Source organism: Streptomyces sp. NPDC059008, assembly GCF_042749045.1.
Classification (GTDB): Bacteria; Actinomycetota; Actinomycetes; order Streptomycetales; family Streptomycetaceae; genus Streptomyces.
Genome location: NZ_JBHYJC010000054.1, coordinates 22,022 through 46,681, shown reverse-complemented (window position 1 = coordinate 46,681; position 24,660 = coordinate 22,022). Strand labels below are relative to the sequence as shown.

The 24,660-nt window shown below is 71.7% G+C and carries 20 protein-coding genes; 4 read left to right on the top strand and 16 right to left on the bottom strand.

The annotated features are described in order from the left end of the window. Positions 1 to 54 precede the first annotated feature (54 nt). From ACFWZH_RS34990 to rsmH, 16 genes are all read right to left on the bottom strand, one after another. Positions 55 to 1,149 (bottom strand): DivIVA domain-containing protein, encoded by a 1,095-nt coding sequence (locus ACFWZH_RS34990; RefSeq protein ID WP_384440858.1) that lies wholly within the window; start codon positions 1,147 to 1,149, stop codon positions 55 to 57. 49 nt (positions 1,150 to 1,198) lie between these two features. After that, complete coding sequence (locus ACFWZH_RS34985; protein ID WP_360941721.1) at positions 1,199 to 1,492, bottom strand: YggT family protein; 294 nt, start codon at positions 1,490 to 1,492, stop codon at positions 1,199 to 1,201. 72 nt (positions 1,493 to 1,564) lie between these two features. After that, entirely contained in the window at positions 1,565 to 2,185 is a 621-nt protein-coding gene (locus ACFWZH_RS34980; RefSeq protein WP_384440855.1) for a cell division protein SepF, read from the bottom strand. 123 nt (positions 2,186 to 2,308) lie between these two features. Further along, a complete protein-coding gene (locus ACFWZH_RS34975; RefSeq protein WP_384440852.1) occupies positions 2,309 to 3,031 on the bottom strand; it encodes a YggS family pyridoxal phosphate-dependent enzyme in 723 nt (240 codons plus the stop codon). Continuing rightward, entirely contained in the window at positions 3,028 to 3,792 is a 765-nt protein-coding gene (gene pgeF / locus ACFWZH_RS34970) for a peptidoglycan editing factor PgeF (protein WP_384440849.1), read from the bottom strand. Before pgeF ends, ACFWZH_RS34975 begins: the two co-directional genes overlap by 4 nt. Before the next feature lie 14 nt (positions 3,793 to 3,806). After that, the gene (ftsZ, locus tag ACFWZH_RS34965) at positions 3,807 to 5,042 is read right to left on the bottom strand and encodes a cell division protein FtsZ (protein WP_384440846.1); all 1,236 of its coding nucleotides are present in this window, start codon (positions 5,040 to 5,042) and stop codon (positions 3,807 to 3,809) included. A 283-nt stretch (positions 5,043 to 5,325) separates the two neighbouring features. Then, complete coding sequence (locus ACFWZH_RS34960; protein WP_384440843.1) at positions 5,326 to 6,141, bottom strand: cell division protein FtsQ/DivIB; 816 nt, start codon at positions 6,139 to 6,141, stop codon at positions 5,326 to 5,328. A gap of 22 nt (positions 6,142 to 6,163) precedes the next feature. After that, positions 6,164 to 7,255, bottom strand: a complete 1,092-nt coding sequence (murG, locus tag ACFWZH_RS34955; RefSeq protein WP_384440840.1) for an undecaprenyldiphospho-muramoylpentapeptide beta-N-acetylglucosaminyltransferase — start codon at positions 7,253 to 7,255, stop codon at positions 6,164 to 6,166. Positions 7,256 to 7,261: 6 nt separating this feature from the next. Further along, positions 7,262 to 8,602: a putative lipid II flippase FtsW gene (ftsW, locus tag ACFWZH_RS34950; protein WP_384440837.1), complete on the bottom strand. Its 1,341-nt coding sequence runs from the start codon at positions 8,600 to 8,602 to the stop codon at positions 7,262 to 7,264. Between the two features lie 58 nt (positions 8,603 to 8,660). Beyond that, positions 8,661 to 10,115 (bottom strand): UDP-N-acetylmuramoyl-L-alanine--D-glutamate ligase, encoded by a 1,455-nt coding sequence (murD, locus tag ACFWZH_RS34945; protein ID WP_384440834.1) that lies wholly within the window; start codon positions 10,113 to 10,115, stop codon positions 8,661 to 8,663. Then, positions 10,112 to 11,176 (bottom strand): phospho-N-acetylmuramoyl-pentapeptide-transferase, encoded by a 1,065-nt coding sequence (mraY, locus tag ACFWZH_RS34940; RefSeq protein ID WP_384440864.1) that lies wholly within the window; start codon positions 11,174 to 11,176, stop codon positions 10,112 to 10,114. Before mraY ends, murD begins: the two co-directional genes overlap by 4 nt. 5 nt (positions 11,177 to 11,181) lie before the next feature. Next, on the bottom strand, positions 11,182 to 12,654 hold the full coding sequence (murF, locus tag ACFWZH_RS34935; RefSeq protein WP_384440831.1) for a UDP-N-acetylmuramoyl-tripeptide--D-alanyl-D-alanine ligase: 1,473 nt from the start codon (positions 12,652 to 12,654) through the stop codon (positions 11,182 to 11,184). Positions 12,655 to 12,716: 62 nt separating this feature from the next. Beyond that, on the bottom strand, positions 12,717 to 14,477 hold the full coding sequence (locus ACFWZH_RS34930; RefSeq protein WP_384440828.1) for a UDP-N-acetylmuramoyl-L-alanyl-D-glutamate--2,6-diaminopimelate ligase: 1,761 nt from the start codon (positions 14,475 to 14,477) through the stop codon (positions 12,717 to 12,719). A gap of 18 nt (positions 14,478 to 14,495) precedes the next feature. Continuing rightward, positions 14,496 to 16,520, bottom strand: a complete 2,025-nt coding sequence (locus ACFWZH_RS34925; protein WP_384440825.1) for a peptidoglycan D,D-transpeptidase FtsI family protein — start codon at positions 16,518 to 16,520, stop codon at positions 14,496 to 14,498. A 7-nt stretch (positions 16,521 to 16,527) separates the two neighbouring features. Next, entirely contained in the window at positions 16,528 to 17,262 is a 735-nt protein-coding gene (locus ACFWZH_RS34920; protein WP_384440822.1) for a septum formation initiator family protein, read from the bottom strand. Beyond that, positions 17,259 to 18,227 (bottom strand): 16S rRNA (cytosine(1402)-N(4))-methyltransferase RsmH, encoded by a 969-nt coding sequence (gene rsmH / locus ACFWZH_RS34915; protein ID WP_384440819.1) that lies wholly within the window; start codon positions 18,225 to 18,227, stop codon positions 17,259 to 17,261. The genes ACFWZH_RS34920 and rsmH overlap by 4 nt, the downstream gene beginning before the upstream one ends. Positions 18,228 to 18,651: 424 nt before the next feature. Here rsmH and ACFWZH_RS34910 point away from each other — a divergent pair, with 424 nt between their 5' ends. From ACFWZH_RS34910 to ACFWZH_RS34895, 4 genes are all read left to right on the top strand, one after another. Beyond that, a complete protein-coding gene (locus ACFWZH_RS34910; protein ID WP_384440816.1) occupies positions 18,652 to 19,212 on the top strand; it encodes a beta-class carbonic anhydrase in 561 nt (186 codons plus the stop codon). A 233-nt stretch (positions 19,213 to 19,445) separates the two neighbouring features. After that, positions 19,446 to 20,501: an AAA family ATPase gene (locus ACFWZH_RS34905; RefSeq protein WP_384440813.1), complete on the top strand. Its 1,056-nt coding sequence runs from the start codon at positions 19,446 to 19,448 to the stop codon at positions 20,499 to 20,501. After that, a complete protein-coding gene (locus ACFWZH_RS34900; protein WP_384440810.1) occupies positions 20,501 to 21,898 on the top strand; it encodes a DUF58 domain-containing protein in 1,398 nt (465 codons plus the stop codon). The genes ACFWZH_RS34905 and ACFWZH_RS34900 overlap by 1 nt, the downstream gene beginning before the upstream one ends. Positions 21,899 to 21,968: 70 nt before the next feature. Beyond that, complete coding sequence (locus ACFWZH_RS34895) at positions 21,969 to 24,410, top strand: transglutaminaseTgpA domain-containing protein (protein ID WP_384440807.1); 2,442 nt, start codon at positions 21,969 to 21,971, stop codon at positions 24,408 to 24,410. Positions 24,411 to 24,660 lie beyond the last annotated feature (250 nt).

Sequence of the window (24,660 nt, the reverse complement as noted above, 5' to 3'; positions counted from 1 at the left end):
AGGGAATCACTCGGGGCCCGGCCCTGATTGCCGACGCTACGCGCTAGGCGGGCGTCAGTTGTCGTCCTCGTCGATGAGGAAACCCCTCATCGGCGACGGCGTCTGCTGCATCGGCTGCGGGCTCTGCGGCCGCACCGGAGCCATCGGCTGGGTCATCGCCGGCGACATCTGCTGCTGACCGCCGTAGGACGGACCGCCGCTGGACTGCCCGGCCATGGAGTGGTTGCCGCCCATCGACTGACCGCCACCCATGGTGTGGTTGCCGCCCATGGTGCCCGCACCGGCCGACGCCATCGAGGGCGACGGCGGCAGCGAGGCGGCCGCCGGGGTCCGCGGCGGAGCCAGCGAGTCGTCCGCCTGGTTCTCCAGCTGACGCAGCTGGCTCTCCAGGTAGGACTTCAGACGCGTACGGTACTCACGCTCGAAGCCGCGCAGGTCCTCGACCTTGCGCTCCAGCGTCGCGCGGGCCGACTCCAGCGAACCCATCGCCACGCGGTGCTTCTCCTGCGCGTCCCGCTCCAGCGCATCGGCCTTGGCGCGGGCGTCCCGCTCCAGGCCCTCGGCGCGGCTGCGCGCCTCGCCGACGATCTTGTTGGCCTCGGAACGGGCCTCCGCGATCGCCTGGTCGGCGGTCTGCTGCGCCAGCGAGAGCACCCGCGCGGCGCTGTCACCGCCGGGGCCACCCTGCTGGGCCTGCGGCAGCTGCGGTCCAGGGCCGCCCATCGGGCCACCCATGGGACCACCGGGGCCCATCGGGCCGGGTCCGTGCGGACCCTGCGGGCCGTGGCCACCGGGACCGGGCGGCAGCTGAGGTGCACCACCGGGCAGTTGGGGCGGGCCACCCATCCCCTGCTGCTGCGGCGGGACCGGCTGCGGACCGGATATGGCGGCGGGCACGGGAGCCCCGGGACGCTGCTGCTGCTCCTGCTGCTGGTCCGGTCCCTTGCGCAGCCCCTGCTGCTGGTTCTGCGCCGCGGCGCGGGTGGCTGCGGCCAGCTTGGCGCGCAGGTCCTCGTTCTCCCGGAGCAGCCTGGTCAGTTCTGCTTCAACCTCGTCGAGGAAGGCATCGACCTCGTCCTCGTCATAGCCTTCTCGGAGGCGGACGGTCGTGAACTGCTTGTTCCGCACGTCCTCGGGGGTCAACGGCATCTCTACTTCACCTCAACGTAGTCGTCGGCAATCGGCAAGACCGTATCGTTCACACCAACAACACCGACCTCACGACGGTGATCAGGATGTACACGATGATCATCAATACGAAGAAGGACAGGTCGAGCGCCACGCCCCCGAGACGCAGCGGCGGAATTACCCGCCGCAGAAGCTTGAGTGGCGGATCAGTGACAGTGTAGGCGGCCTCAAGAACGACCACCATCGCCTTGCCCGGTTGCCATGAACGGGCGAACTGGAAGACATAGTCCATCACCAGCCGGAAGATCAACACGATCAGGAAGCAGTACAGCGCGATATAGATCACCTGACCAGCGACACTCATCTCGCGCGTCCCTCTCCCCTTGCTCTTGCCTCTGCGTTGACCTTACGGCCCTGGTGTGCCCGGTGTTGCGTCTCAGCTCTGGTTGAAGAACCCGCCCTCTGCGATACGGGCCTTGTCCTCCGCCGTGACATCGACGTTAGCAGGCGACAACAGGAACACCTTCTGCGTCACCCGCTCGATGCTCCCGTGAAGACCAAACACCAAACCGGCCGCAAAGTCGACAAGTCGCTTCGCATCAGTATCGTCCATCTCCGTCAGATTCATGATCACCGGAGTGCCCTCGCGGAAGTGTTCCCCGATGGTACGGGCTTCGTTGTAGGTCCGGGGGTGGAGTGTGGTGATGCGGTACGGCTCCCGCTCGGACACGACCTTGGGCATGATCACCGGTGCGTTCTTCTCCAGATTCGGGCGGTCGGGTGTGATGGATGCCACGGGTGCGATTCGCGCGGGTCGTCCGCTTTCCGCGGCGAGCGGGGTAGGTTCGCGTTGCGCCGGAGGCGTCACGGCACGGACGGGTTCGTCCCGTTCCGGCCGCGTTTCGGGCTGCACTTGGTGCTGTTGACGCCGCCCCCGATCAGGCTCCGGATCAAGCTCGGGCTCGAACTCGTCGTCGGGGTCGAACCCCCGGCCGTCGTACCCATCGTCCTCCACGAGGCCGAGGTAGACCGCCATCTTGCGCATCGCGCCGGCCATTCTCTGCGTCCTCCGCTCTGTGGTGGATCGGCTCCGTCACCGGGTGCCTTGGATCCACGCGGGCCTCCCGCTTTCTGCGGGAATGACCATATTTTGTGCTGTGGTCCGACTTGCTTGGCGACGTTACCCGAGCCGTGGTCGGACTCCGAGTACCGCAGTGCCGACGCGCACATGTGTCGCTCCGGCCGCCACGGCGTCCTCAAGGTCCGCGCTCATGCCTGCTGACACCATGTTGGCAGCAGGATGGGTGGCGCGCAGGTCGGTTGAGATTTCCATGAGTCGTTCGAATGCGGCGAGTTGCCGTCCGGCATAAGGCCCGGCCAGCGGCGCGACGGTCATCACACCGTCCAGACGGAGCCCTTGGGCCCCGGCGATCGCCTCCGCGAGCGCGGCCACACCGTCCGGCGCCACCCCGCCGCGGGTGCCCCGCTCCCCCGACTCCGCGTCAAGTGCCACCTGGACGAGGCACCCCAGCTCGCGCTCGGCGCGGACCGCTTCCTTGGAGAGCGCGGTGACCAGTCGCGCCCGGTCGACCGACTGAACAATTCCGGCATAACCAGCCACAGACCGCACCTTGTTGGTCTGCAGTTGTCCCACGAAGTGCCAAGTAAGGGGCAAATCACTGCATTCGGCGGCTTTGCCCGCGGCCTCCTGATCGCGGTTCTCCGCGACCTGGCGCACCCCCAGCTCCGCGAGCAGCCGGACGTCGCTCGCGGGATAGGTCTTGGTGACCACGATCAGGGTCACCTCGTCGCGCGGCCGCCCGGCCTTGGCGCAGGCGGCGGAGATACGATTTTCCACCCGGGCCAGGTTGTCGGCCAGTTGCGTCTTCCGGTCGTCCGTCACTGCTCGGCCTCCCCCGGCCCCCGGCCGGGGATCTCCCCGAGCCACACATAGCTCGCGAGCCGCCCGGTCGTACGGTCGCGCCGATAAGAGAAGTGGTCCGCGGACTCCCGCGTGCAGATGTGGGAATCCTCACGCACCTCCACGCCCGCCGCGGCGAGTTGGGCCCGCACGCCCGCGGTGACATCCACCGCGGGGGTGCCCCAACTGGTCGTCGCATGCGCCTGGGGCACCACCGCCGCGACCTCGGAGCGCATCGCCGCGGGCACCTCGTAGCACCGGCCGCAGATCGCGGGTCCGGTGCGGGCGAGGATCCGCTCCGGCGCCGCGCCCAGTTCCACCATCGCCCCGACGACCGCCGGGACCACCCCCGCCACCAGGCCGGGCCGGCCGGCGTGCGCGGCCCCCGCGATCCCGGCGACCGGGTCGGCCAGCAGCACCGGGGTGCAGTCGGCGGTCAGGACGGCGAGCGCGAGACCCCGGCGGGTGGTGACCACCGCGTCCACACACGGGACGTCGGCCTCGCGCCAGGGTCCGTCGACGACGGCGACGTCCCGGCCGTGGACCTGGTTCATCCAGACCACCGCGGCCGGGTCGAGGCCGAGTTCCCGTGCCACGAGCGCACGGTTGGCGCGGACGGCCTGCGGGTCGTCGCCGACCGCGCCGCCCAGGTTGAGCTGCTCATACGGAGCGGCGCTCACCCCGCCCCACCTGTCGGTGAAGGCGAAGTGCGCGCCGCTCTCGTGGTGCTGTTGCCCTATCACTTCGGTGCTTTACGTCACTTCAGAAAGTCGGGAACGTCCAGTTCCTCGGCCGCGGAGTCGGAGTACGACGGACGAGCCGGGGGAACCTGCGGGCCACCCGCCGGGGGCGAGGAGACCTCGCCCAGCGAGGAGGAGGACTCGGCGGGCGCCGGCTCCTCGTCCCGTACCGGCACCGAACCCAGACCGCCGAAGGACGACGGCGTACGCGGCTCCGGCGGGGTGGCCGGACGGCTCGGGGCCGGGGCCGGCTCCTCGCGCTTCGGGGACGACAGGGCGGCCTGCGCATCGCGGCGGGCCGGCGGCTGACCGCCGTCGAAGCCCGCGGCGATGACCGTCACCCGGACCTCGTCGCCCAGCGCGTCGTCGATGACCGCACCGAAGATGATGTTGGCTTCCGGGTGCGCCGCCTCGCTGACCAGCTGCGCGGCCTCGTTGATCTCGAAGAGACCGAGGTCGGAGCCGCCGGAGATGGACAGCAGCACCCCGCGGGCGCCGTCGATGGAGGCCTCCAGGAGCGGCGAGGAGATCGCCATCTCCGCGGCGGCCACCGCGCGGTCGTCGCCGCGCGCCGAGCCGATGCCCATGAGGGCCGAGCCGGCCTCGGACATCACGGACTTGACGTCCGCGAAGTCGAGGTTGATCAGACCCGGGGTGGTGATCAGGTCGGTGATGCCCTGGACACCCGACAGCAGCACCTGGTCCGCGGACTTGAACGCGTCGAGCACGCTCACCTGGCGGTCCGAGATGGACAGCAGTCGGTCATTGGGAATCACGATGAGGGTGTCGACCTCTTCGCGCAGCTGGGCGATGCCGTCCTCGGCCTGGTTGGCGCGACGGCGGCCCTCGAAGGTGAACGGCCGGGTGACCACACCGATCGTCAGGGCGCCCAGCGAGCGCGCGATGTTGGCGACGACGGGTGCGCCGCCGGTGCCGGTGCCACCACCCTCACCCGCGGTCACGAAGACCATGTCGGCCCCCTTGAGGACCTCCTCGATCTCCTCGCGGTGGTCCTCGGCCGCCTTGCGCCCCACATCCGGGTTGGCGCCGGCGCCGAGGCCGCGGGTCATTTCGCGGCCGACGTCGAGCTTGACGTCGGCGTCGCTCATCAGCAGCGCCTGCGCATCGGTGTTGATCGCGATGAACTCGACGCCCTTGAGCCCGACCTCGATCATCCGGTTGATGGCGTTCACGCCACCGCCGCCGATGCCGACGACCTTGATGACTGCGAGGTAGTTCTGCGGTGCTGCCACGTCGAAGGCCTCTCGCCTCGAGTTACGTGTCGTCGCCGCACGTGCGTGTGGACGCCGACTGATGCCGATTGGGGCGGTTCGTATCGCCGACCCGAACCCTAACGTTGAAGTTTAGGGTTACCTGTGCCTGTGTTCCTTGGTTCCATAGTCCCTTTGGAACGAGACACTAAGTCGACAAGGCGCGCCCGTTCAACGAACACGCCGAACCTCCCGTTTTTCTTTTCACCCTATGTGATCACCCATAGTCGTAGCCATCCAGGGTGCTGGCCTGCGGCTGAGTACGTCAACTCCCCGATACCGCAGGGGCGCTGGGAACCGAGACGTCGAAGTGGCGCGCGTCACGTGCCGCTTTCAGCAGCGCGGTCAGCACCTTCGCCTTTTCGGCGCCCTGTTCGCGGCTGCCCCAGGCGACCGTGCGGTCACCGGAGAGTTGGAGGGTGATGGCGTCATAGGACCGTACGCGAACCTTGCGGAGGTTCTTGCGCGCGGCCGGGGGCAGATCCTGAGCGACCTCGACCGCGGCACGGCGCAACCGGTCGATTCCGAACTGGCGCAGGCTCGGGGAGTCGGAAGCGGCCATTTCCAGAAGCGGAACGCCCTTGGGGGCCGTGCCGACGGTGGCGAACCGGACGCCCTCGGCGTCCACTTCAGCAAACTTTCCGCCCGTCGGCATCAGCAGTTCCGGCGTCCTTTCCGTCACCTTCAGACCGATCGTGTGCGGCCAGGACCGTTCGACGTCAACCGTCTTGATGCGCGGCAGCCGTGCGCGCAGTCGACGGGCGATTGCGTCCGTATCCACCGAAATCAGCGGTGTGTTCATCGGAGTGCGGGCCGCGGCGACGACCTCACGCGGGGTCAGGACCGCGGTGCCGGCGGCCCGCACGCGCTCCACCCGCAGCCAGCTCGAGGCGTAGAGCGCCCAGACGCCGAACGCGCCGAGCAGCACCGCGAGAACCGTGATGATGATCAGACCGCGGCGCCCCGGCGCGCGAAACGGGACGCGCACCCAACGGAATCTGCGTCCGTGCGCCTCCGGGGCGGAGGGCGGGCCGGACGGTGACTTCTTCTCGCCGCGCCGGGCGGTTGTCGGTCCGGCCACGCTCCCTGCCTTCCCTAGTGCACTACTTGTTGTGCTGCGCGATCGCCTCGTAGACCATGCCGACCAGCAGCTCGTCGGCGTCCCGGCGGCCGAACTCGGAGGCCGCGCGGGACATCTCGTACAGCCGGTGCGGATCGGCCAGAACCGGGAGCACGCTGCTCTGCACCCAGTCCGGGGTCAGCTGGGCGTCGTCGACCAGCAGGCCCCCGCCGGCGTTGACCAGCGGCTGGGCGTTGAGCCGCTGCTCGCCGTTGCCGATGGGCAGCGGGACGAACGCGGCCGGGAGCCCGACGGCGGACAACTCGGCGACGGTCATCGCGCCGGCGCGGCAGAGCATCATGTCGGCCGCGGCGTACGCGAGATCCATCCGGTCCACGTACGGTACCGGGACATAGGGCGGCATCCCGGGCATGTTGTCCACATGCGGCAATTCGTTCTTCGGGCCGACCGCGTGCAGGACCTGGATACCGGCGCGCTGCAGGGCCGGAACGGTGGCCTGGATGACCTCGTTCAGCCGGCGGGCGCCCTGGGATCCGCCCGACACCAGCAGCGTCGGCAGGTTGGGGTCGAGGCCGAAGGCGGCCCGCGCCTCGGGGCGGACCGCGGCGCGGTCCAGGGTGGCGATGGTGCGGCGGAGCGGAATGCCGACATAGCGGGCACCGCGCAGCTTGCTGTCCGGGGTGCTGACGGCGACGAACTTGGCGTACCGCGAGCCGATCTTGTTGGCCAGGCCGGGGCGGGCGTTGGCCTCGTGGACGATGATCGGCACACCGAGCCGCTTGGCGGCCAGATAGCCGGGCAGCGCCACGTAGCCGCCGAAGCCGACCACGCAGTCCGCCTTCGTGCGCTCCAGGATCTGCTCGGCGGCCTTGATCGTGCCGCGCAGCCGCCCGGGGACGGTGATCAGCTCAGGGGTGGGTTTGCGCGGCAGCGGTACGGCCGGGATGAGGCCCAGCTCGTAGCCGCGCTCCGGGACGAGCCGGGTCTCCAGCCCCTTCTCCGTGCCGAGTGCCGTGATCCCCACGGTGGGGTCCTGCCTCCGCAGTGCGTCCGCGAGGGCGAGCGCGGGCTCGATGTGGCCGGCGGTCCCCCCACCGGCGAGTACGACATGCACCGAAATTCACCGCTCTCCGGACGGCCGCTTCTTGACGCGCCGTCTCATCGTCTTCCATCTCACCCCAGCCGGTCTCCTGCCGAAGACCGGCTGCCGCATGGCCAGCGCCGCCCGTGCAGCGGGCTCGTCACGCGCGAAGGCGATCAGCAGCCCGATGGCGAACATCGTGGGCAGCAGGGCGGAGCCTCCGTAGGAGAACAGCGGGAGCGGGACACCGGCGATCGGCAGCAGGCCGAGCACCGCACCGACGTTGATCACGGCCTGGGCCGTGATCCAGGTGGTCACGCCTCCCGCGGCGTACCGTACGAAGGGGTCCTCCGTGCGTCCGGCCACGCGGATACCCGCATAGCCTAGAGCCGCGAAGAGGGCGAGCACCGACAGCGTCCCCGCCAGACCCAGTTCCTCCCCGGTGATGGCGAAGATGAAGTCGGTGTGCGGTTCAGGGAGTTCACCCCATTTTTCCATACTCGCACCGAGCCCGGAACCGAAGAATCCGCCGGATGCGAGGGCGTAGATCCCGTGCACGGCCTGCCAGCACTGATCACCGGGCCCCGGATCGGTCGCTCCGATGCAGGCCAGCCGGGACATCCGGTTGGCGCTCGTCATGATCAGCAGCGCACCGATCACCGCGGCGCCGCCCAGCACCCCCACGAACAGCCGGGTCGGCGCCCCGGCCAGCCACAGCAGCCCGAAGAGGATCGCCGTGAGAATGATCGCGGTGCCCATGTCGCCGCCGAGCATGATCAGCCCGAGCACCAGGAAGGTCACCGGGATCAGCGGCACCAGCAGGTGCTTCCACTGCGTCAGCAGCCTCCGGTCCTGTTTGCGGGCGAGCAGATCGGCGCCCCACAGGACCAGCGCGAGCTTGCCGAACTCGCTCGGTTGCATCTGGAAAGGCCCGCCGAGGCTGATCCAGTTCTGGTTGCCGTTGACCGCGACCCCTATGTCCGGAATCTGCACCAGGCACATCAGGAACACCGAGCCGGCGAGCAGCGGATAGGCCAGCATGCGGTGCACCCGTACCGAGAGCCGGGCGGCGAGCACCAGCAGCCCGCTGCCGAGGACGGCCGCGAGCAGTTGTTTGCGGAAGAAGAAGGTCGGGGCCAGGCCGGACTGCAGCGCCTTGATCTGGGACGCCGAGTAGACCATCACCAGTCCCAGGACGGTGATCAGCAGGCTGCCGCCGAGGATGAGGTAGTACGCGGTCAGCGGACGGTCCCAGGCCCGTCTCAGCCGGGTGTGGAGCCCCCGCGGACCGCCCGGCGGACGGCCGCCCCGCGGCGGGCGCACCGGCGTGGTCCGGCGGGGCCGGCGCGCCGCTGCCGCCTTCGCCGATCGGGCCGTCATCCTCGTCCCCTCCACGGGTGCGCTCGCCGCCGGACCGGCGGCAGCGGGGAGAAAGGGTCTACCGGTCCCCTGCGGTCAGCTCGCGGACCGCTTCGGCGAAGGCCTCGCCCCGCTTGTTGTAGTTGACGAACATGTCCATCGAGGCACAGGCCGGAGCCAGCAGGACGGTGTCGCCGGGCGCGGCCAGACGGGTCGCTTCCCGGACCGCCTGAGGCATCGCCCCAGTGTCGGTCCGGTCGAGGTCGACCACCGGGACATCGGGGGCGTGTCGCGCCAGGGCTTCGCGAATCAGCGCCCGATCGGCGCCGATCAGCACCACCCCGCGCAGCCGGGCCGCGGACTTCTGGACCAGCTCGTCGAAGGTCGCGCCCTTGGCGAGCCCGCCGGCGATCCACACGATGTGCTCGTACGCCGCCAACGACGCCTCGGCGGCGTGGGTGTTGGTGGCCTTGGAGTCGTCGATGTAGGCGACGCCGTCGACGTCCGCGATGTGCTCGATGCGGTGCGCGTCCGGGTGAAAGGCGCGCAGTCCGTCGCGTACGGCGGCGGGGGCGACGCCGAAGGCCCTGGCCAGCGCCGCCGCGGCGAGGGCGTTGGCGATGTTGTGCGGCGCCGCGGGCCGGACGTCGGCGACCTCGGCGAGCTCCTGGGCCTGCTTGTGCCGGTTCTCGACGAAGGCGCGGTCGACGAGGATGCCCTCGACGACGCCGAGTTGGGAGGGGCCGGGGGTGCCGAGGGTGAAGCCGATCGCACGGCAGCCCTCCTCGACGTCGGCCGCCCGGACCAGGTCCTCGGTCGCCGGGTCGGCGACGTTGTAGACGCAGGCGACGGTGTTGCCCTCGTAGATCCGGCCCTTGTCGGCGGCGTAGGCCTCCATGGAGCCGTGCCAGTCCAGATGGTCGGGGGCGAGGTTGAGGACGACCGCGGAGTGCGCCCGTACCGAGGGGGCCCAGTGCAGCTGGTAGCTGGAGAGCTCGACGGCGAGCACGTCGTACGACGTGCCCTCCTGCGCTCCCTCGCCGAGCACCACGTCGACGAGCGGGACCCCGATGTTGCCGACGGCGGCGGTCCGCAGACCGGCCGCCTCCAGGATCGAGGCCAGCATCTGGACGGTGGTGGTCTTGCCGTTGGTGCCGGTGACGGCCAGCCACGGGGCGGCGTCCGGGCCGCGCAGCCGCCAGGCGAGCTCGACATCGCCCCACACCTCGATGCCGGCCTTCTCGGCCGCGAGGAAGAGCGGGCTGGTCGGCTTCCAGCCCGGGGTGGTGACGATCAGTTCCGTGCCCTCGGGGAGGGTGTCGCCGTCGCCGAGGCGGACGGTGACCCCCAGCTCCTGGAGTTCGGCGGCCTGCGCGCGCTCACGGTCGCCGTCGCTGCTGTTGACGACGGTGACGCGGGCGCCGAGGCCGGCCAGCGCGCGGGCGGCGGGAACGCCGCTCACGCCCAGGCCGGCGACGGTGATGTGCAGACCGGAGAACCCCGCGGGGTGGTCGGTCGGACCGTGCGTGGTCACTTCGCCGCCTGCCAGCCGCCGTAGAAGATGCCGAGTCCCACGATGACGCACATGCCCTGGATGATCCAGAACCTGACCACCACAAGGACTTCGGACCACCCCTTGAGTTCGAAGTGGTGCTGCAGTGGCGCCATCCGGAAGACCCGCTTGCCGGTCAGCTTGAAGGAGCCGACCTGGATGACCACGGACATCGTGATCAGGACGAAGAGACCGCCGAGGAGGGCGAGCAGCAGCTCCGTGCGGGAGCAGATCGCCAGGCCGGCCAGCGCGCCGCCCAGGGCCAGCGAGCCGGTGTCGCCCATGAAGATCTTGGCGGGTGAGGTGTTCCACCACAGGAAGCCGAAGCACGCGCCCATCAGCGCGGACGCGACGACCGCGAGGTCGAGGGGGTCACGCACCTCGTAGCAGCCCGGTCCGGCGGTGATCTGGTTGGCGCAGGACTCCTGGTGCTGCCAGATGCCGATGAAGGTGTACGCGCCGAAGACCATCACCGAGGCGCCGGTGGCCAGGCCGTCGAGGCCGTCGGTGAGGTTCACGCCGTTGGACATCGCCAGGATCATGAACAGCGCCCAGATCACGAAGATCACCGGGCCGATCTGCCAGCCGAAGTCCTGGGTGAAGGACAGCCGGTCGGAGGCCGGGGTCTGCCCGCGCATGTCGGCGAACTGCAGGGAGAGCACCGCGAAGGCGATACCGACGATCAGCTGGCCGGCCATCTTCGCCTTGGCCCGCAGGCCCAGCGAACGCTGCTTGACGATCTTGATGTAGTCGTCCAGGAAGCCGACCAGGCCCATGCCCGCGAAGAGGAAGAGCACCAGCACACCCGAGAACGTCGGATCGCTGGAGGTGATCACCTTCGTCAGGGCGTAGGCGATGATCGTGGCCAGGATGAAGGAGATACCGCCCATGGTGGGCGTGCCCTTCTTGCTGCCGTGGGTGCGGGGGCCGTCATCGCGGATGAACTGCCCGTACCCCTTCTTCGCCAGCAGCTTGATCAGCAGCGGGGTGCCGATCAGGGTCAGGAAGAGCCCGATCATTCCGGAGAAGAGGATCTGCTTCATCGAGTTCATCGGGTCGCGGCTCCACCCTCAGCGCCCGCGGCGCCCACCATGCCCTGGTCGTCCAGCAAAGCTGCGGCGACCCGCTCCAGCCCCACCGACCTGGACGCCTTCACCAGCACGACGTCTCCCGGCCGCAGCTCGCTGCGCAACAGGTCGACCGCCGCCCGCGCGTCGGACACGTGCACCGACTCCTCACCCCACGAACCCTCGTTCTTGGCGCCCATGTCGAGCCAGGCCGCTTCCCTGCCGCCGACTGCCACGAGCTTGCTGACGTTGAGCCGGACGACCAGCCGCCCGACCGCGTCGTGTTCGGCGAGTGACTCCTCACCGAGCTCGGCCATCTCACCGAGCACCGCCCACGTACGACCCCCCTTCGCCTTTGCGGCTGCGCCCATCGCGACCAGCGCTCGCAGCGCCGCTCGCATGGACTCCGGGTTCGCGTTGTAGGCGTCGTTGACGACCGTCACGCCGTCCGCGCGCTCGGTGACCTCCATACGCCAGCGGGAGAGCGTGCCGGCTTCGGAGAGCGCGGTGGCGATCTCGTCTACGGGCATGCCCAACTCATGGGCGACGGCGGCCGCGGCGAGCGCGTTCGACACGTGGTGCTCACCGTACAGCCGCATGGTCACATCACTGCACCCGGAGGGTGTGTGAAGCGTGAAGGCGGGCTGTCCGAGCTCCGTGAGCCGGACATTCTCGGCACGTACGTCGGCGTCCTCGGCCTCACCGAACAGGACCGTACGGGCCTTCGTACGCGCGGCCATGGCGCGGACGTACGGATCGTCGGCGTTGAGCACCGCGATCCCGCCGGCCTGTGCCCCTTCGGTCCCCGCACCGGCCGCCGGCAGCGCCTCGACGAGTTCGCCCTTCGCCTCGGCGATCTTCTCGCGGCCGCCGAACTCGCCGATGTGCGCGCTGCCGACGTTGAGCACCACACCGATCCTCGGCGGGGTCAGCTCGGCGAGGTAGCGGATGTGGCCGACACCGCGGGCGCCCATCTCCAGGACGAGGTGCCGGGTGGTGGCATCGGCGCGCAGCGCGGTCAGCGGCAGCCCGATCTCGTTGTTGAGGTTGCCCTCGGGCCACACCGTCGGGCCGTGCCGCTGCAGCAGCTGGGCGATCAGGTCCTTGGTGCTGGTCTTGCCGGCCGAGCCGGTGAGGCCGACGACGGTGGTGCCCAGCCGGTCGACGACGGCGCGGGCGAGCGCGCCGAGCGCGGCGACCACGTCGTCGACGACGATCGCGGGGACGCCGACGGGGCGGGCGGCCAGGACGGCCACCGCGCCCGCCTCGACGGCGCCCTGCGCGAAGTCATGGCCGTCGACGCGCTCTCCGGCGAAGGCCACGAACAGACCGCCGGGGCGTACCGCGCGGGAGTCGGTGACGACGGGCCCGGTGACCTGGAGGCCGGGGTCCGGTATGTCGTGCTGCTGTCCGCCGACGATGCTCGCGATCTCGGCGAGCGACAAGGAGATCACAGGTCACCCCCGGTGCGGGGCGGGCGGTGACGGCGGAAGGGTTGTGCGCGCATGGCGGTGTGTCATCCCCGGTGGTTCGGCTGCGGTGACTGCTGCGACTTCAGTGCTGCCTCGATGGCCTGGCGCAGCACCTGACGGTCGTCGAAGGAGCGGACCACTCCGGCGATGTCCTGGCCCTGCTCATGGCCCTTGCCCGCGACGATCACGGTGTCGCCGGGCTCGGCGCGGGCGACGGCGGCGGCGATGGCGGCGGCCCGCTCCTCCTCGACCAGCACCGTGCCGCGTTCGTGGACCGGCACCTCGGCGGCGCCCGCGAGCATGGTGGCGAGGATCGCGAGCGGGTCCTCGTTGCGGGGGTTGTCGGAGGTCAGGATGGCCGTGTCGGCGAGGCGGGCCACCGCGGCGCCCATGGGGGCGCGCTTGTGCGGGTCACGGTCGCCGCCGCAGCCGAGCACGGCGTGCAGCTTGCCGTCGGTGACCTTGCGCAGCGCGCGCAGGACCGATTCGACGGCGTCGGTCTTGTGCGCGTAGTCGACCACCGCCAGATACGACTGGCCGGCGTCGACGCGCTCCAGGCGGCCGGGGACGCCGGGCACCGCCGCGACGCCGTCGGCCGCGGTCTGCGGGTCGATGCCGGCGACGACCAGCGAGACGATCGCAGCGAGCGCGTTGGCGACGTTGAACGGGCCGGCGATCGGGGACGCGGCCCGCACCGTCTGCCCATCGGGGCCGTGCACCGTGAAGGTCGAGCCGAGCGCGCCGACCTCGACGTCGGAGGCCCGCCAGTCCGCGTCCGGGTGGCCCTCGGCGGAGAAGGTGGTGACCGGGACCTCGGACTCGCCCTCGGCCAGCCGCCTGCCGTACTCGTCGTCGAGGTTCACGACCCCGGCGCGGCTGCGGGCCTTGGTGAACAGCTGGGCCTTGGCCTGGAAGTAGTCCTCCATGCCGGAGTGGAACTCCATGTGCTCCGGGCTGAGGTTGTTGAAGATCGCGACGTCGAAGACGCAGCCGTCGACCCGCCCCAGGACCAGCGCGTGGCTGGAGACCTCCATGGCCAGGGCGCGGACGCCGCGCTCGCGCATGACCGCGAACAGCGCCTGCAGGTCGGTGGCCTCGGGCGTGGTGCGCTCGGACTTGATGCGCTCGTCGCCGATACGGGTCTCCACCGTGCCGATCAGGCCCGTCAGGCCCCCGTCGGGGCGCCCGGCGGCCGCGGCCCGCAGCCCGCCCTCGATGAGGTAGGCGGTGGTGGTCTTGCCGGAGGTGCCGGTGATGCCGATCTGGAGCAGGTCCTCGCCCGGCGCCCCGTAGATCGAGACGGCCAGGGCACCCATCCGCGCGCGCGGGTTGTCGACGACCAGGACCGGCAGGCCGGTCGCGGCGGCGCGCTCGGCGCCCGTCGGGTCGGTCAGGATCGCCGCGGCTCCGAGGTCGGCGGCCTGGGCGACGAAGTCGGCACCGTGCAGCCGGGCGCCGGGCAGCGCGGCGTAGACGTCACCGGGGCGGACCGCCCGGGAGTCGTGGGTGATCCCGGTGACGGCGACGGACTGCGCGGCGTCGGCACCGGCGTGGCCCGCGGCGGAGACCGGGGTGCCCAGCTGCTCGGCGAGGTCCGCCAGGGGGGTGGGGCGGACCTGTTCAGGGCGCGGTGCTCCCGGATATGTGCCGGGGCCGCCCTTCTCGGCGTGCGGGGCTTTCGGGGACTGATCAGCGTGTGACACGGCGGTGAGCGTACCGGGCCGATCGGGCCCGGGGCGAAGTGAGGGTTGTGTGGAGGTGCGGCTTCGGGGTTCGGGGGACCCGGCGGGGGTGATGGTCGTCACGGCGGAATTGCCTCGATTTCATTGGCCTGGCGTGAAGGTGACCGGCAGCCGCGGGGGCTTGGCGCCGGTCGGCGGGACCTGGAGGGTTTTCAGCGCGAACGCCATGACCTGCTGGTAGATCGGACCACAGACCTGGCCGCCGAAATAGCTGCCTCTGGTGGGGTTCTGCACGGCGCAGTAGACCGTGATCCGGGGCTTGTCGGCAGGCGCGAAGCCGGCGAAGGAGGCGGTGTAGCCGTGGTACCGGCCCGTCTTGGGGTCCACCCGGTTGGACGTGCCGGTCTTGCCGCCGACCCGGTAGCCGTCGATCTTCGCCTTCGAGCCGGTGCCTTCCTCGTCGTCCACCACCGACTCCAGCATGGTGGCCAGCGTGCGCGCCGTCTCCTTGCTGACCACGCGGTTCTTGGCGGGCTGGGGCGCCCGGACGTAGTGGCCGTCGGGTCCGGTGCTGCCGCGGACAAGCGTGGGGGCGATGCGCTCGCCGCCGTTGGCGATCGTGGAGTAGACGGAGGCGGCCTGCAGGGCGTTGAGCGACAGTCCCTGGCCGAAGGGGATCGTGTACTGCTGGGAGGTGTTCCAGTCCTGCGGCTTGGCCAGGATGCCGGCGGTCTCCCCGGGGAAGCCCAGCCCGGTCGGCTTGCCGATGCCGAATTTGCGCAGGTACGAGTAGAGGACCCGGTTGGCCTCGGGCTGGTTCCTCCCGAGCTGGCCGGTCGCCAGGATCGTGCCGATGTTGCTGGACTTGGCGAGCACGCCGTTGAGCGTCAGATGCCAGGTCTTGTGGTCGACGTCGTCGGCGAAGAGCCGGTCGCCGCGGTGCAGCCGGTTGGGCACGGTGACCCGGGTGGAGGGGGTGGCGACGCCCTCCTCCAGTACGGCGGCCATCGACATCAGCTTGCTGGTGGACCCCGGTTCGAACGCGTCGGAGAGCGCGGCGTTGCCCAGCGCCTCCGGGTCGGCCCGGGAGATGTCGTTGGGGTCGAACGCGGGGGAATTGGCCAGCGCCAGGATCTCGCCGGTGCGGGTGTCCTGGACGACGACGTAGCCCCGGTCGGCCCCGGACCTGGCGACCTGCTTGGCGATGGCCTTCTGGGCCGCCCACTGGATGTCGCGGTCCAAGGTCAGCTCGACGTCGGTACCCGGGACGGCGGGGATCTCGTGGGTGTCGGCGGTGGGCACCCGGCGGCCGCCGGACTGGGCGTAGACGAACTTGCCGTCCTTGCCCGCCAGCTGCTGGTCCAGGCGCGCCTCCAGGCCGCCGCCGCCCTTGCCCGCGCTGTTGACGAAGCCGAGGACGCCGGAGGCGAGGTCCTTGTTGGGGTAGAGGCGCTTGGAGTGCTTGTCGGCGAAGATCCCGACGAGCACGTTGGGACGGGGCGCGCGCTTGGGGGCGGCGGCCGCCTTGGCGTCGAGGTCCTTGCGGAGGTCCTTGATCCGCTTCCAGACCTGCGGGGTCCGCTGCCGGGCGAGCAGGACGTAGCGGACCTTGGGCTGGTCGAGCTTGCGGGTGAGGGTGGCCTCGTCCTCGCCCAGGAGCGGTGCCAGCAGCGCGGCGGCCCGCCGCGGGGCGTCGTCGATCTTGGTCTTGTCGGACGCCAGCAGGCTCGGGTCGGCGGTGATGTCGTACGCGTCCACGGTGGTGGCCAGGTTCACGCCGTTGCGGTCGGTGATCGCCCCGCGCTCGGCGGCCAGCTTGACCGGCACATAGCGGTTCTCGTTGGCCTTGGCGGCGTACGCCCCGGCGTCCACGGCCTGCACCTGGAAGAGCCGTACGACGAAGACCAGCATGATCAGCGTCAGGCCGAGGGCGACCAGCCGCAGTCGGGGGCGCGGGCTGGCCAGCCGCAGCGGCGGCGGTCCGGAGCGGGGACGCGCCGGCCGGGTGGCGGGGCGGCCGGCGCCGGCCCTGGGGGTGCTCTGCCGGGGCGCGCCGGGCTTGGGGCGTGGGCGCCCGGCGGCGGGCGGGCGGCCGGCGCGGTTCCCGGCCTGACCGCCGCGCTGGGCCGGGCGCGGTACCCGGCGGGGTTCCCTGGGCTCGGTCATGCCGCGTTCACCTGCCGGAGGTCGTCGGGGAGGGGGCGGGCGCCGACCCCCATACGGGGGCGGTGGGGGCGCCGATGCCGAACGGGATGCGAGGGGTGGCGGAGGCCGGGGATGCGGGGGCGGCCTCGGGGGCCGGGGGTGCTGCGGAGGCCGGGGTGGCGTGGGCGCCCGCCGCCGGTGGGGTGCTCTCCGGGGCCAGCGTGACGGAGCCGACCGGGACCGGCGGCTCGACCGAGGGCGCCGCGACCGGCGGCGCCGCCGGGGCGGACAGGGCGGAGGGGGCGGACGAGGCGGACGGGGCGGTCAGTGCGGCCGCTCTCAGGAGCGCGGCCGCCGAGGGCTTGGCGGAACTGCTCAGCGGTGCCCCCTGGGACGTGGCCGGGTGCGGTCTGCCGAGCACCCTGCCGTCCGGGAGCAGGAACACCGGGGAGCCGCCGGGCACCATCCCCAGCTCTCGGGCGCGGCGCTCCAGCGCGTCCGGGGCGGAGGAGGCGTCCACCTCCTGCTGCAGCGCCTGCTGCTCGTCGGTCAGTTCACCGGTCTCGCGCTCCAGCTTGTCGAGCTCGAACGACCCTTGGTTGAGCGCGGAGTTCAGCAGCAGCAGCGTGATCAGTCCGGAGCCGAGCAGGACGACGATCAGGAGTACGAAGGGCGTGCGTGCCGCGGTGCCGCGCGGGGCGGCGGAGGAGGGGAACAGCGCGGAGAGCCGTTTCTGTCTCCGCGGCCGCCCCTGGCCTCTCACGCGGTGTCCTCGACGTTCTCGCGGATCCGCTCCGCGCCGCGCAGCCGGGCGGGGGCGGCGCGGCGGTTCTCGGCGATCTCCTCCTCCGTGGGAAGCTCGGCGCCGCGGGTCAGCAGCTTCAGGCGGGGCTGGTAGCGCTCGGGGACGACCGGCAGTCCGGGCGGCGCGGTGCTGCTCGCACCGGCGGCGAAGACGTGCTTGACCAGCCGGTCCTCCAGCGAGTGGTACGACAGGACGGCGATCCGGCCGCCGACCGCGAGCGCCTTCACCGCGGCCGGGACGGCCCGCTCCACACTCGCCAGCTCCCCGTTGACCTCGATGCGCAGCGCCTGGAACGTGCGCTTGGCGGGGTTGCCGCCGGTGCGCTTGGCGGCCTGCGGCAGCGCGTCGCGGATCAGCTCGACCAGCCGCGCGCTGTTGGTGAACGGCTCCTTCTCGCGCTCGCGCACGACGGCCGCGACGATCCGCTTGGCCTGCTTCTCCTCTCCGTAGGTGCGCAGGATCCGCACCAGCTCACCGGGGGCGTAGGTGTTGAGGACCTCGGCGGCGCTGATGCCGGTCGTCTGGTCCATCCGCATGTCCAGCGGGGCGTCCTGCGCGTACGCGAAGCCGCGGTCGGCCTCGTCGAGCTGCATGGAGGAGACACCGAGGTCGAACAGCACGCCCTGGACGCGCGGGGTCCCGAGCCGGTCGAGGACCTCGGGGAGCTCGTCGTAGACGGCGTGCACCAGGGTGGCGCGCTCGCCGTAGGGGGCCAGCCGCTCACCGGCGAGCTTCAGGGCGGCCGGGTCGCGGTCGAGGGCGATGAGGCGGGCCGCCGGGAAGGCGGTGAGCAGCGCCTCGCTGTGCCCTCCGAGGCCGAGCGTGCAGTCGACGACGACCGCACCGGGCTCGGCGAGCGCGGGGGCGAGCATGTCCAGGCAACGCTGGAGCATGACGGGTACGTGGCGAGTATTGCTGCTCATGCGCCTTCCGATGGCCGGGCGGCAGGTGGGTCCCCCGGCCGCTGGCTGGGGGATGCCGCACGTACCGCTTGGTCCCCGCCCGCTCTGAAGGGGAAGTGGCCCTCCGGCGACGGGGAAGTGACGTCGGAAGACCATGGGAGCGGGAGGAGGCCGAGCCGTACGTACGATTCGCGCACGCGAGGAATTCGGTATCCAAGGAGAGCGTCACGCCTCCCACTTCGCGCCACTTTAGTCCACCGGCTGTCCCGGTCAATCAACCGGTTCCGCGCGTCCCGCGACGGCTTTCCGCGGGCCTCGCGACGGCCTCTCACCCGGATGGCGGGCGCGCGGGCGGACCTGTGCCATACCTCACAAGGAGTGACGTTGCCCGCTATGCCCGGCCTCTCATGCAGCCGGAACGGCCTGTGGCCATTACCGTGAATCCATGCCCATACCTGCGTCGAAGCCGCTGCCCCAGTCCGCCGACGACGCCACCGCCCGTAGCGGTGGCACGGTCACCGACCGTCTCGTCGAGGCCAACCAGCGCTATGCCGCCGCCTTCACCGACCCCGGAATGGACGCCCGGCCGGTCCTCAAGGTCGCCGTGGTGGCCTGCATGGACGCCCGTCTCGACCTGCACGCCGCCCTCGGCCTCGAACTCGGCGACTGCCACACCATCCGCAACGCGGGCGGTGTGGTGACCGACGACATCATCCGCTCCCTGACGATCAGCCAGCGGGCCCTCGGCACCCGCTCCGTCGTCCTCATCCACCACACCGGCTGCGGTCTGCTCAGCCTGACCGAGGACTTCCGCCATGAGCTGGCGGACGAGGTCGGGCAGCGCCCCACCTGGGCCGTCGAGGCGTTCAAGGACCTCGACGAAGACGTCCGGCAGTCCATGGAGCGGGTGCGCACCTCCCCCTTCCTCCCGCACACCGACGACGTCCGCGGCTTTGTGTTCGACGTGACAACGGGTCTGCTGCGGGAAATCGAGCCGCGCGCCTGACCTGCGCGACCTTCCCGGCGGACCCGCGGAACGAGCCGGAAGGCCCGGTTCGCCGGGAAGGTACCGATATCGCGTGGTGAGTTATCCACAGGCCATGACGCGGAGCCGCGCGGGCAGCAAGAATGCGTAGGTGACGTCGCGCCGGCGGTGGCCGGTCGGGACGCGCGTGTTCGGGGAGGGGCCGGGTCCGCAGAGGGGGCGTCGGCCCGCAGTACAGGGCCGAGGAGGGCCGAGTGACGACGTATGACGAACGAGCGAGCCTTGAGGGTCCGCCCGTGCGGGGGAAGCCGAGCGCCGGGGGAGATCTGACCGCCACCGCGGAGCGCGTTCACCGGTCGGTGGAGAGCGTCATCGAAGGCAAGCCGGAGGTCGTACGGCTCGCGCTGACCGTGCTTCTCGCCGAGGGCCATCTGCTGATCGAGGACGTTCCCGGCGTCGGCAAGACCATGCTCGCCAAGGCCCTGGCCCGCTCCATCGACTGCTCGGTGCGGCGCATCCAGTTCACGCCCGACCTGCTGCCCTCCGACATCACGGGCGTCAGCATCTTCGACCAGCAGCACCGCGACTTCGAGTTCAAGCCCGGCGCGATCTTCTCCCAGATCGTGATCGGCGACGAGATCAACCGCGCCTCTCCCAAGACGCAGTCCGCGCTTCTGGAGTCCATGGAGGAGCGCCAGGTCACGATGGACGGGCAGACCTACGAACTGCCCAGCCCGTTCATGGTCGTCGCCACCCAGAACCCGGTGGAGATGGAAGGCACCTACCCGCTCCCCGAGGCGCAGCGGGACCGCTTCATGGCGCGGGTGTCGATCGGCTATCCCAGCCCGTCGGCCGAGCTGCGGATGCTCGACGTGCACGGCGGCGCCTCCCCGCTCGACGACCTCCAGCCGGTGGCGCACGCCCACGAGATCCTGAAGCTGATCGACACGGTGCGCGAGATCCACGTCGCCGAGACCGTCCGCCGATACGCCGTGGACCTGGTGGTGGCCACCCGCAGCCACCCCGAGCTCCGGCTCGGCGCCTCGCCCCGGGCCACACTGCATCTGGTGCGCGCCGCCAAGGCCTCCGCCGCGCTCCAGGGGCGGGACTACGCCCTGCCGGACGATGTGCAGTCCCTGGCGGTGCCGGTACTCGCCCATCGCCTGCTGCCCACCGCCCAGGCCCAGTTGAACCGCCGCTCGGCCGAACAGCTCGTCCTGGAGATCCTGCAGCGCGTCCCGGTCCCCGACCCCTCCGCGCAGCCGTGGCGGAGCCACGGCCGGCAGCCGCCCGGCGTACGGGGCTTGTGATGGCAGAGGGGGGGATCGAGGGGACGCCCGAGCGGGGCGGGCTGCGGACGGCCCTCGGGGGGCTGACGACACGAGGCAGGTCGTTCCTGGCCGCCGGGGTCGCCGCCGCGGTGTGCTCCTACCTCCTGGGGCAGGCGGATCTGCTGCGCGTCGGGCTGCTGCTCGCGGCCCTGCCGCTGGTCTGCGTCCTGGTGCTGCACCGCACCCGCTACCGCGTCGCCGGCAACCGCACGCTCTCCCCCGCCCGGGTGCCCGCGGCCTCCGAATCCCGGGTCCGGCTGCGGATGGAGAACATCTCCCGGCTGCCCACGGGCGTACTGATGCTCCAGGACCGGGTGCCCTACGTCCTCGGGCCCCGGCCGCGCTTCATCCTGGACCGCGTCGAGGCCGGCGGCCGCCGCGAGGTCTCCTACCGCGTCCGCTCCGACCTGCGCGGCCGCTATCCGCTGGGACCGCTGCAGCTGCGCCTGTCCGACCCGTTCGGCATGTGCGAGCTGACCCGCTCCTTCAGCGCCTCCGACACGCTGACGGTGGTCCCCCGGACCGAGCCGCTGCCCGCGGTCCGGCTGGCCGGCGAGGTGGCCGGGTACGGCGAGGGACTGCAGCGCTCGCTGGCGCTGGCCGGCGACGACGACATCATTCCGCGCGACTATCGGCACGGCGACGACCGGCGCCGGATCCACTGGCGGTCCACGGCGCGCCGCGGCGAGCTGATGGTGCGCAGGGAGGAGCAGCCGCAGAAGGCGCGCTGCACGGTCCTGCTCGACACCCGCGAGCTCGCCCATCCGGGAGGCGGCCCCGACTCGGCCTTCGAGTGGGCGGTGACGGCGGCCGCGTCGACCGCGGTGCATCTGCTGGAGCGCGGCTTCTCGGTCCGGCTGCTGACGGACACCGGAACGTCCGTGCCCGGCCCCGACGGCCACGGCGGCTTCGCGGGCGGCACGGCGTCCGCCGACGCCGCGGGCCTGCTGCTGGACTCCCTCGCCGTCGTGGAGCACTCCGAGCAGGAGGGGCTCTCGGCGGCGTACGAGGTGCTGCGCGGCGGCAGCGAAGGACTGCTGGTCGCCTTCTTCGGCGATCTGGACGACGAACAGGCCGCGGTCGCCGGGCAGATGCGCCGGCGCAGCGGCGCCGCGATCGCCTTCGTCCTGGACGGTGACGCCTGGACCCGGGGCCCCGGCGGCATCAGGTTCTCCACCGGTCAGGTCCCGATGGCCGAGCGGCTGCGGCTGCTGCGGCGGGCGGGCTGGACGGCGCTGCCGGTGACGCCCGGCGACTCCCTGCCCGATCTGTGGCGGGCGGCGGCGGACCGTGCGGGGACGATGTCCGAACGGGCGGCTGACGTGGGCGGAGAGACGGGCCACGGCTCGGCGACGGTGGCGGGGGGACGGACATGAGGGGGAGCTGGGCGTTGGCGCACGACCGCGGGGCGCACGAAGGCCGCCCCGGACGATGCGGGGTGCGGGCATGAGCGGCCGGGCGCGGCTGGCGCTGACCGCGGCGGTAGCCACCCTGTGCGCCGCCTGCGCGCTGCTGCCACTGGTCGAACCGGTCGGCTGGATGTTCCAGGCGGCGTTGCTGCTGGCGTTCGTCATCGGCACAGGGGCGGCGGCCCGCCGGGTCCCCCTCGCCAGGCCGCTGACCATCGGCCTCCAGGCCCTGGTGACCGTCCTGCTGCTGACCTTCCTCTTCGCCCCGAGCGAGGCGATCCTCGGGCTGCTGCCGGGCCCGGACGCGCTCGCGGAGTTCGGCCGGCTGCTGCGCAACGGCGTCCAGGACGTCGGCCGGTACGCCATCCCCGCCCCCGTCACCCCCGGCATCCGGCTGCTGCTGATCGCCGGTGTCCTGGTGATCGGCCTGATCGTCGACGCGCTGGCGGTCACCTACCGCAGCGCCGCACCCGCCGGGCTGCCGCTGCTCGCGCTGTACTCGGTCGCGGCCGGGCTGACCCAGGGCGGCGCGGGCTGGCTGTGGTTCCTGCTCGCGGCGGCCGGCTATCTGCTGCTCCTGCTGGCCGAGGGCCGCGACCGGCTCTCCCAGTGGGGCCGGGTGTTCGGCGGCCCGGCTGCCGGAGCGGACCGGCCGGGCGGCCGGGGCTTCGCCGCGGGGGTGGGCCGGTCCGTCCTGGCCCCGGTCCGTACGGGCCACCGGATCGGCGCCCTGGTACTGGGCATCGCGCTGGTGGTGCCCGCCGTGCTGCCCTCCCTCGGCGGCGGGCTGCTCGACCGTACCGGCAGCGGCGCCGGCCCCGGCGGCGGTGGCGGCACGATCTCCGCGGTGAACCCACTGGTGTCGCTGCAGGACAGCCTCAACCAACCCGAGGACAAAGAGGTCCTCAACTACCGCACCACCGCGGCCGACACCCGCGATCTGTATCTGCGGATCGTCGCCCTCGACCAGTTCGACGGCACGACCTGGAAACCGTCCGAGCGGACGGTCACCGACGTCCCCGAGCGGCTCCCGCAGCCGACCGGCCTCAGCCCCGCCGTCGACCTGAACCGGATCAACACCTCCATCTCCACCGCGCAGTGGTACGCCCAGAACTGGCTACCGCTCCCCTTCCCCGCCTCCAAGGTGGACATCTCCGGCCGCTGGCGCTACGAACCCCAGGGCCGCACGCTCGTCGGGGACCGCGGGCAGAACACCCGCGGCCTGCAGTACCAGGTCGAGAGCCTTCAGGTGCGGCCCACGTCCCGTCAGCTGGCCGGCGCCCCGGCGCCGCCCGCGGACCTGCTGCGCGAGTACACCAAGATCCCGGACTCCCTCCCCGAGGTCGTACGGACCACCGCCCGTCAGGTCACCAAGGGCGCACCGACCGCGTACGCCAGGGCCGTCAAGCTCCAGGACTGGTTCGCGCTCTACGGCGGGTTCAGCTACAACACCGACGTCCGGGCCGGCAGCGGCTCCCAGGCCATAGCGCGCTTCCTGCGGGACAAGGAAGGCTTCTGCGTCCACTTCTCGTTCTCGATGGCGGCGATGGCCCGCACGCTGGGCATCCCCTCCCGGGTCGCGGTCGGATTCACCCCGGGCACCAAACAGCCCGACGGCACGACATCGGTCAGCCTCAAGGACGCGCACGCCTGGCCCGAGCTGTACTTCCAGGGCATCGGCTGGACCCGCTTCGAGCCGACACCGAGCCGGGGCACCATCCCGGACTACGCCTACCCCGACACCCCGGGCACGGCCGACCCCGCCAACCCGGCGCCCGCGCCCTCCAGGCCCGAGGCCTCCCCTGACACCCCGTCGGCGGAGCCCTCCTGCGGCCCCGGCGAGCAGCCGTCCGGTGCGGGATCGGGATGCGCGGCACTGCCCGCGGAGTCCGGCGCCCGCCCGTCCGACGACGGCCTCTCCCTCTGGGCGGTGGCCGGCATCGCGCTGGCCGTGCTGCTCGTCCTGGTGCTGCCCGCGATCCCGCTGCTGTGGCGGCTACGGATCCGCTCCGGGCGGCTGGCGGGCGGCGCCCCCGGCCGGGACGGTACGGCGAGCGTTCTCGCCGCCTGGCAGGAGCTGCTCGACACCGCCTGGGACTTCGGCATCCTGCCGGACGAGTCGCTGACGCCGCGCAAGGCCGCCGCGCGGATCATTCGCGTCGGGGAACTGCAACCGGAGCCTGCCGCGGCCGCACATCGCGTCGCGGCCGCCGTCGAGCAGGTCCTGTACGCCCCGCGACCCCAGCCGGCATCCGGCCTCGCCTCGGACGTACAACAGGTGCGGGCCGGGTTGCAGGCCGGCGCGACGCGTGGCATACGGCTGCGCGCCCGGCTCGCCCCGCGCTCCGCGGCCCGTCTCCGGTGGGCCTGCGCCGCCCGCTGGGCGTCCCTGATGCTCCGGTGCCGCACCAGCCGCCCGGTCACCTCGACGCGGCGCGCGCTGGCCGCCCTACGACCGGGACGCCGGCGGCGGGCGTGACACAGGAGCGGCGAGCGTGATCAGAAGGGCGCGCCCAGACAGACGAGGCCACGCAGGCAGGGAAAGCCGCACAGGCGGACGAGGCCACTCGGGCAGGGAAGGCGACTCAGGCAGACGAGGCCGCTCAGACAGGTGAGGCCGAGTTCAGGGGGCTTGAGCAACACACAAAGCGCTGTGGCCGCCCGGTCCCGCCGGGCGGCCACAGCATCAGGAAGAACGGAAGAACCACAGCACCACAAAGAAAAACAGC

Coding starts and splice junctions, on each gene's coding strand:
- ACFWZH_RS34990 (WP_384440858.1), bottom strand. CDS start 1,149: ATGCCGTTGACCCCCGAGGACGTGCGGAACAAGCAGTTCACGACCGTC.
- ACFWZH_RS34985 (WP_360941721.1), bottom strand. CDS start 1,492: ATGAGTGTCGCTGGTCAGGTGATCTATATCGCGCTGTACTGCTTCCTG.
- ACFWZH_RS34980 (WP_384440855.1), bottom strand. CDS start 2,185: ATGGCCGGCGCGATGCGCAAGATGGCGGTCTACCTCGGCCTCGTGGAG.
- ftsW (WP_384440837.1), bottom strand. CDS start 8,602: ATGACGGCCCGATCGGCGAAGGCGGCAGCGGCGCGCCGGCCCCGCCGG.
- mraY (WP_384440864.1), bottom strand. CDS start 11,176: ATGAAGCAGATCCTCTTCTCCGGAATGATCGGGCTCTTCCTGACCCTG.
- ACFWZH_RS34925 (WP_384440825.1), bottom strand. CDS start 16,520: ATGACCGAGCCCAGGGAACCCCGCCGGGTACCGCGCCCGGCCCAGCGC.
- rsmH (WP_384440819.1), bottom strand. CDS start 18,227: ATGAGCAGCAATACTCGCCACGTACCCGTCATGCTCCAGCGTTGCCTG.
- ACFWZH_RS34910 (WP_384440816.1), top strand. CDS start 18,652: ATGCCCATACCTGCGTCGAAGCCGCTGCCCCAGTCCGCCGACGACGCC.
- ACFWZH_RS34900 (WP_384440810.1), top strand. CDS start 20,501: ATGGCAGAGGGGGGGATCGAGGGGACGCCCGAGCGGGGCGGGCTGCGG.
- ACFWZH_RS34895 (WP_384440807.1), top strand. CDS start 21,969: ATGAGCGGCCGGGCGCGGCTGGCGCTGACCGCGGCGGTAGCCACCCTG.